Source organism: Adonisia turfae CCMR0081 (assembly GCF_011009555.1).
Lineage (GTDB): Bacteria > Cyanobacteriota > Cyanobacteriia > Phormidesmidales > Phormidesmidaceae > Leptothoe > Leptothoe turfae.
Genome location: NZ_QXHD01000004.1, coordinates 2,289,933 through 2,298,265, shown reverse-complemented (window position 1 = coordinate 2,298,265; position 8,333 = coordinate 2,289,933). Strand labels below are relative to the sequence as shown.

Here is an 8,333-nt window from a genome sequence, read left to right as displayed (position 1 = left end):
AGGGGAGCCCCTACAGGGATGTCTCCTCTGAGAAACCATTCGATATTGGGTCTATGCGATGCAGGGCACCCACAAGGGGAGCCCCTACGGATTAATCGATAAATTTGGGGTGTATTGCCATGATTTCTTTGTTTTTGCGGGGTTTAGTGTTGGGGATATCGATTGCGGCCCCCGTCGGTCCGATTGGGTTGTTGTGTATTCGGCGCAGTCTTTCCTATGGGACCATTACAGGCTTGCTGTCGGGGTTAGGGGCGGCAACGGCGGATGGAGTGTATGGTGCGATCGCAGCCTTCGGCCTGGCCTTTATCTCCAATTTCCTAACGAATCAGGCCCGGTGGCTGGGCATCATCGGCGGCCTATTTCTCTGTTATCTAGGCATCACCACATTTTTGAGCAAGCCTGCCGAGAAAACTGCAGAGACTAGCCGCACTGGCTTAGCTGGAGCCTATCTATCCACATTTGGTTTGACCTTAACAAACCCAGCCACGATTTTATCCTTCGTGCTATTGTTCGCTGGCTTTGCCCCGACAGGACTGGACTATGGCCAGGCAGTAGTAATGGTCGGTGGCGTATTTTTGGGCTCGGCTCTATGGTGGCTGATTTTGAGCAGTGGGGTATCTCGCTTACGCCATTGGCTAACACCTGGGCGATTGGTTTGGGTAAATCGTGTGTTTGGGGTATTGATTACCGGGTTTGGGATTGTTGCCCTAAGCTGGCGGGGATAAGGCGAGGAAAACAACAACGACTATGATGCCATCCATACTAGGGATGCCAAAATTTGCTCAACAGGAGGTAAGGCATATACGGCCAAATCAATGGTGACCATGGATTCTGTAAGGGACAGAAACTGCCATTGAATTCCATTACTGATACTGCCGTAAATGGTTGCAATCTCATTTCCCTGATCTTGATTAAACCGCTGGGCCGCTACCATTTCAGCAATACATGGACCAAAACCAGTTTTAAGATCCGTTTTCTTTGCTTCGACCACAATAATGGCAGGCGCTTCAATTTCAAGTACTTCGGTCGAGCGGGTGATGAGGAAATCACATTGGCCATTCAAGCCAACGGTTTCATCAACATTAAAGTCTTCTCCTGAAAATAGACTGACGTGGCGATCCAGGTAACGGCGTACTTCTAATAGGACAGGGTAGATAATGCCTTCAGAGCGAGCTTTCTCGCTGCCGGATGTAGCGACAATCGGCAGGCTTTCTTGGAGATAACCCGCAAGGATGGCGGATGGAGTAATATCGTCGAGTTCTGGTAAAAATCGCTTACCTTCAACCACAGTGAGGTCAAAGGCCATTTTTACACTGGCAATGGTTTTGAATTGACTGTAAGCCACAAAATTCACCCTGCTTAACAGCTCCATTTTATTAGATGGGCTCAGAATTCCTGTCTATCCAGCAAACGGCCAAGCTCTAGCTGGTGCAGTTAAACTAGAGTACAGGCTATTTTGAGGCCAGACCTATGGTTCAGCCGCTAATCTCCGACAGTCAGCTTCCTGAGCAATACCCTGACAGCGATGGGCAACCCATGGCCGACAATACGAAGCAGTTCCGGTGGATCGTAGTAATTAAGGAAAATCTGGAGCGGCTATTTGCGGGTAATGCAGATGTCTTTGTTGCCGGGGATTTGCTGTGGTACCCGGTGGAGGGGAATCCAAAGCTACGTCAAGCACCGGACGTAATGGTGGTGTTTGGTCGTCCAAAAAGAGATCGGGGATCTTATCGGCAGTGGTTAGAAGATGGCATTACGCCCCAGGTGGTGTTTGAGATTTTGTCACCAGGGAATCGCTCTGGGGAAATGCTACGGAAGCTGAATTTCTATCAGATGCATGGTGTGGAGGAATATTACATTTACAACCCAGATGATAATGAACTGACCGGATTGCAACGTTCAGGAAAGGCACTACAGTTAGTCAGTGATATGCGAGACTGGATAAGTCCGGCCTTAGGTATCCGGTTTGAGCTAACGGAAGAAACGTTAGAAATTTATCGGCCTGATGGGGAACGGTTTTTGACCTATGTGGAGCTGGGAGAACTGCTAGAAGCTGAACGGAAACTCAGGCAAGCAGATCAGCAAAGGATTCAGGCATTAGAAGAAAAATTGCGGGAATTAGGGGTGAATCCAGAGTCGTTGTAAAAGTACCCCTGGGGGTAATAGACGACCATTGGAAAGCTGTATCAAAATTTTTAGTTAAGCTGTCGAAAATATTTTTTCTCCAGAGACTAGAGTAAAGACAGATACCTGCTCCCCATTAGCCCCCACTTTTGCCAAGTACCATGGCAGCAAAGACGATCCTGATCCTGACGGCAAATCCTTCAGATACTAGCCGTTTGCGGTTAGACGAAGAAGTTCGCGAAATCCAAGCAGGATTAAACCTATCCGCGGAACGGGACAGCTTTAACGTAGTGTCCCAATGGGCCACCCGCCCTGACGATCTACGGCGTGCCCTGCTCAAGTACCAACCCCAAATTGTTCATTTTTCAGGCCACGGTGCTGGCGCAGCAGGACTGCTCTTAGAAAGTGACACGGGCGAGACTAAACCCGTCAGCAGCATTGCCCTATCGCGTCTATTCCGACTCTTTACAAGAATAGAATGCGTGCTGTTTAACGCCTGTTATTCGCAGCATCAAGCAGAGGCCGTGGTGGAGCATGTGGACTATGTGGTCGGCATGACCAATGCCATGGGAGACAGGGCCGCCATTGAGTTTGCCGTTGGTTTTTATGATGCCCTGGGCTATGGCCATCCGGTGCCCTTTGCCTATGAAGTTGGCCTATCAGCCATTGCATTAGAGGGCATTGATGAAGTTAGCACTCCCATTCTGAAAATACGCAAAGGGTTAACCGAAAAACTCGATAAGTCTCCAGAGCCCCAAACATCAAAGACTAAAAATAAAGCCAAACCTGAGCTTGAACCAGAAACTAAGCAACGTTCTGTTGCTAAAACTGCTAAACCCATCACCCTTGAAGAACCAGAGGGACTAGTACCCTTAGACTCACCTTTTTATATAGAACGGCTGCCCATTGAAACCGACTGTTATGAAACCGTCGTTAGACCGGGGTCTCTGATTCGGATCAAGGCCCCCCGACAGCTAGGGAAAACATCACTGCTGGTCAGAAGCATGGCCCATGCCAGGGCACACGGGTTTGAGACGGTGCGCTTAAGCTTTCAAACCTCTGACAATGAAACCCTGAACGACCTGGATGAGTTTCTCCAGTGGTTTTGTTGCAGCGTTACCGAAGAGTTGGATTTAGAAGATCGGCTTGCCGACTATTGGAAAGGAGCGCGAGGTATTGTACGCCGTTGTCAGCGCTATTTTGAACGCTACTTATTGAAGGAACTGGAGCAACCGCTGGTGTTAGGCCTGGATGAAGTGGATCAGGTGTTTGAGCATCCCGAAATCGCCACAGACTTTTTTGGCATGTTGCGGGTATGGCACGAAGAAGGTAAAACCAATCCTATATGGCGCAAGCTCAATCTGGTCATTGTCCATTCCAAAGAGGTGTACGTTCCCCTCAGCATTAACCGTTCCCCCTTTAATGTGGGGTTACCCCTTGAACTACGGCAGTTGAACGCAGACGAAATCGAAACCTTGATTGCTCGGCATCAGCTCAGTCTTTCTGCCCATCAAAAACAGCAGCTAGTGGAATTGGTGGGGGGACATCCATATCTCATGCGGGCAGCACTTTACCAGCTGGCGCGAGGTCGCATGAGTTTGACTCAGCTGATGGAAGAAGCACCCACGGAGGGTGGTTTATACAGCGATCATCTGCGGCGGCATTTACTTAATCTGGAAGCGGATTCAGCTTTGCTCAGGGCCTTTAAGCAAGTGATTCCCAGCTATCAGCCGGTACAGATTGGCTCCACAGAAGCCTTTAAGCTGCACAGTATGGGGCTGGTGAAATATGACGGCAATGCGGTGGTGCCGTTATGTGGTTTATACCGGCAATATTTCCAATCGCGGTTGTGAGGTTAAACAATTGAATATGCGGCAAATCCCTGATAGGACATCGTTGAGTAAGATCCTCCCCTTTATAAGGGGAGGTGCCGAAGGCGGAGGGGTCTTCGATCGTTGGCGCAAGTTATCCAGACCCCTCCGTTGGTTCCCCTTACGAAGGCGGTGTACATACATCTCGAAAGGGAGTTCACAATCCTGCATTACCCCCCTTAATCCCCCCTTGGTAAGGGGGGAAACTCCGGTCCTCCCCCTTGGTAAGGGGGAGTTAGAGGGGGTTAGACAACCGCGAACGCTAGTTTCCAGGACTTATGTGCACACGGTAGCCTTGCGAAGGGGAACCGTTGCCAAAATGAGCGATTGTGATAATTTTCCAGACCTTGGACTTCGTTCAAGATTCAGTGTTCGTTAAATGATTACTTTCCTGATGCACACCCCCTAAAAGATCATGGCTGAGTATCGATATCAAGTGGGCGGTAGCCTACCCCCAGATGCCCAAACCTATGTTAAGCGTGCGGCAGACGAAGAATTTTACCAGGCACTCAAGGCAGGGGAGTTTTGCTATGTACTAAACTCACGGCAGATGGGTAAATCTAGCCTGCGGGTGCGCACGTCTAACCGATTGCAGGCGGAAGGGGTGGCCTGTGCATCTTTGGATGTGAGCGGCTTGGGTACCACTACTATCGAACCGGCGGAGTGGTATTTCGGCATTATGGATAGCCTGGTGGATCGATTTAATATTGATGGGCTAGATCCTGGCTTTGATCTGGATGACTGGTGGGAGGAGAACCATAATTTGCCCCCGGTGCGGCGGTTTGGCAAGTTTCTTAGCCGTGTGCTGTTGCGGACGGTGGCCCAGCCCATGGTGATTTTTCTAGACGAAATTGACAGCGTCCTCAGTCTGGAGTTTGAGGCGGATGATTTTTTTGCCGTCATTCGAGAGTGCTTTAACAATCGGGCGGATAACCCTGACTATAATCGGCTGACATTTGCTCTGATTGGGGTGGCCACACCGACAAATTTGATCCAGGCAAAAGAACGGACGCCGTTTAATATTGGTCGAGCGATTCAGCTAACGGGGTTTACGCTTGATGAAGCGGCTCCACTGCTGCCGGGGTTAACCAAGAAAGTGAGCGATCCAGAAGCGGTGTTGCGGGCGGTGCTGCACTGGACGGGGGGACAGCCTTTTTTAACCCAGAAGGTATGTCAGTTAGTGATTCAGGCGGTGGAACGCACAGCAGAACAACCCACAGCTGATCAGCTGGTGGCTCAGGTGGTGCATACCCACATTATTGACAACTGGGAGATGCAGGATGAGCCGCCCCATTTAAAGACAATTCGGGACCGGTTAAGGGAGAATTCACGGGCGGGACAGTTGTTGAGCCTGTATCAGGAGATTGTGGAGCGGGGGCATATCCCAGTAGACGGCAGTGCTAAGCAAATGGCACTGCGGTTATCAGGGCTGGTGGTGGAGCAGGATGGCAGGCTACAGGTGTATAACCCGATTTACCAGACGGTGTTTACCCAGGACTGGATAAGGGATGCGTTGGTGAGTATTCGGCCCTATGGGGAGAAGTTGGAGGCGTGGGTAGCGGACCCGCAGGATAGTTTGTTGTTGCAGGGGAAAGAGCTGACCGATGCGCTGGACTGGTCGGAGTCGCGTAGTTTGGGAAAACAGGACTATGAGTATTTGGTGGAGAGTCAGAAGCTGGGGTTGCGGGCGGAGCTGGCGGCAGTGCAGGCGACGGTGGCACAGCAGACGCAATTGTTGAATACGAAAAATAAGGCGATTCAGCGGGCAGATGATGAGTTAGCAGATGCTAAAGCAGACCTCAGAAGGGTACGCAAGCGGACTCGACTGTCGTCAATACTGAGTATTGGCCTTATAAGTCTATCTGTGTTTGGTGCCGTATTGGCTGGGAAAGAAGCTTATGCAAAAGGCGCAGAAGCACGACAAGCTGTTGAGGAAACTCGCACTGCCAAGAAAGAATTAAAAGAAGTAGAAAACGAACGCAACAGATTAGAGAATAAAAACACACTTTTAGTTGACAGCAATAAAACTCTTAATAACGAGAAAAACAAACTGGAGGAAACCAATAAAGAATCAGTAGCTGAGGCAAAGACTGCTCAAGCTGAAGCAACAGCTGCCAGGCAGGAAGCAGCCACTATTGAGTCTCAGGTTTCTGGATTAACTCAAGATTTAACAAATAAGAATAATCAACTAGGAACAGTACAAACAAAACTTTCTAGTATTCAAACTGAGTTTAATCGAGTAACACAGGCAGTAGATGCCGCACAGAGGGCACTTGGTCAAGCAAATGAAGATCTTGAAAGTGCAGAAAAGGCTCGTAGTATTGCCGTCAATCAAAGAGAACAGGCTCAGGAAGCCATTCGTTTTTCTATTGGTTCTTTAGGCATTCAGCGGTTTAGAAATACTTTTTATGAACTGGGTGGTTTACAAACAGCTATTCGCTTCCTCAATGATGGTTTAGAAAAAACTCAAGAGACTCAAAATAAACGAGGAGAGAGTTATGTGCATGGAAACCTGGGCGAAGTGCATAATGTTTTAGGGCAATATCCTCAAGCTTTAGAGTTTCATGAGAAACATTTAGAAATTGCTATAGAGATTCAAGACAGGCAAGGGGAAGGACAGGCCCTGGGTAATAAGGGAGAAGTGCTTTATAACCAGGGTAAGTACTCTGAAGCTTTGATATTTCATGAACAACATTTAGCAATCACCCGTGAAACAAAGGATAAATTAGGTGAAAGTCAGGCATTAATGCACCTGGGACGAGTGTATCTGGCTACGGGCAAACCCAATCAGGCCTTAGAAATCCATCAAGAGAGTTTAGAAATTACTATCGCTATTAAAGACCAATTTGGAGAAGGTCAGATTCGTAGCTATATGGGAGATGTCTATGATTTTCAGGGTAAGACAGCAGTAGCCCTGGAGCAGTATGCACAGTCTATTGTTATTGCTAAAGCTGCTCAGGACAGTGTTGGTGAAGCAGAAACCTGGAGAAAGATAGCTGACATTAAAAAGCGCCAGGGCAACTATGATGAAGCATTTAATGACTATGAGTATGCGCAAGTACTGTCTAGAGATGCTGATGATATCAAAGGTCTGAGTGATAGTTTGCGCGGTGTGGGTCAGCTTAGGGCTGAGCAATATAACTATGATGCTGCGCAGGAAAACTATCGCCTGGCTATAGATAAATTGTCAGAGTTAGGAGATAAGGCTGGTGTTGGGGATATGCACCTAACCATTGGAGGGTTGTACGAAATTCAGGGACAGTATGCTTCTGCTTTGGACGAATATCAAAAAGCACTGGATATTCATCAGTCAATTGATAATCGACATGGTGAGGCAAGAGCTACAAATTTAATTGGAGGTATCAATTGGCGTCGGTCTGAATATACAACAGCTTTAGATCTTTATGGACAGGCGCTAGCAATGCGCCGCGAGGTGGGCGATCGCGCGGGAGAAGGAACCACCCTCAACAACATTGGCGCTGTCTATCGCGCTCAAGGCAACTATGCTGAGGCACTCAGCTATTACGAACAGTCCTTGGCCATTCGGCGCGAGGTGGGCGATCGCTCAGGCGAAGGAACCACCCTTAACAGCATTGGCTTCCTTTATGATGACCAAGGCAACTATGCTGAGGCACTCAGCTATTACGAACAGTCCTTGGCCATTCGGCGCGAGGTGGGCGATCGCTCAGGCGAAGGAATCACCCTTAACAACATTGGCGCTGTCTATAACAATCAAGGCAACTATGCTGAGGCACTCAGCTATTACGAACAGTCCTTGGCCATTCAACGCGAGGTGGGCGATCGCGCGGGCGAAGGAACCACCCTCAACAACATTGGCTTAGTCTATCGCGCTCAAAGCAACTATGCTGAGGCACTCAGCTATTACGAACAGTCCTTGGCCATTACGCGCAAGGTGGGCGATCGCGCAGGCGAAGGAACCACCCTCAACAATATTGGTGCCGTCTATGACAACGAAAATCGAGATGAAGAAGCCTTAGTTTATTATCAGCAAGCTCTTAATATCGCAAAGGAATTAGGACTGCGCTCTAGTGAAGCATATAGAACATATTTAATCGGTACAGTTTACGTTGAACTTGCCCGATATTCAAAAGCCCTAGACACTCTTCAACAAGCATTTTTCATTATGAAAGAGTTAGGCCAGGAAGAGCTTATGCAACGGGCTCAGCGTTGGATGACAGATGCACTCAATGGCATTCGCAACACTTCTGTTAGTGAGCATCAACAACAATGTCAGACAGTTAGCCAAGCCACGGGTATTCCCCTGATCGAGCTTTGTCCACCAGAGTAGCAGTTTTGCCAATGCCACAATGCAAGACG

At 48.7% G+C, this 8,333-nt stretch carries 5 protein-coding genes; 4 read left to right on the top strand and 1 reads right to left on the bottom strand.

Features of this window, described 5'->3' with window-relative positions; all coding sequences use genetic code 11:
* Positions 1-119: 119 nt before the first annotated feature.
* Positions 120-725 (top strand): LysE family translocator, encoded by a 606-nt coding sequence (locus tag DXZ20_RS14230; RefSeq protein ID WP_163698828.1) that lies wholly within the window; start codon positions 120-122, stop codon positions 723-725.
* A 20-nt stretch (positions 726-745) separates the two neighbouring features.
* Here DXZ20_RS14230 and DXZ20_RS14225 read toward each other — a convergent pair whose 3' ends face one another.
* Entirely contained in the window at positions 746-1,345 is a 600-nt protein-coding gene (locus DXZ20_RS14225; RefSeq protein ID WP_163698826.1) for a hypothetical protein, read from the bottom strand.
* 125 nt (positions 1,346-1,470) lie between these two features.
* Between DXZ20_RS14225 and DXZ20_RS14220 the strand changes: the two genes are divergently transcribed.
* From DXZ20_RS14220 to DXZ20_RS14210, 3 genes are all read left to right on the top strand, one after another.
* Positions 1,471-2,145 carry a Uma2 family endonuclease gene (locus tag DXZ20_RS14220; RefSeq protein ID WP_163698824.1) on the top strand — a complete coding sequence of 225 codons (675 nt, stop codon included), beginning with the start codon at positions 1,471-1,473 and terminating at the stop codon, positions 2,143-2,145.
* Between the two features lie 140 nt (positions 2,146-2,285).
* Positions 2,286-3,977 carry an AAA-like domain-containing protein gene (locus DXZ20_RS14215; RefSeq protein WP_163698822.1) on the top strand — a complete coding sequence of 564 codons (1,692 nt, stop codon included), beginning with the start codon at positions 2,286-2,288 and terminating at the stop codon, positions 3,975-3,977.
* Between the two features lie 433 nt (positions 3,978-4,410).
* On the top strand, positions 4,411-8,304 hold the full coding sequence (locus DXZ20_RS14210; protein ID WP_163698820.1) for a tetratricopeptide repeat protein: 3,894 nt from the start codon (positions 4,411-4,413) through the stop codon (positions 8,302-8,304).
* Positions 8,305-8,333 lie beyond the last annotated feature (29 nt).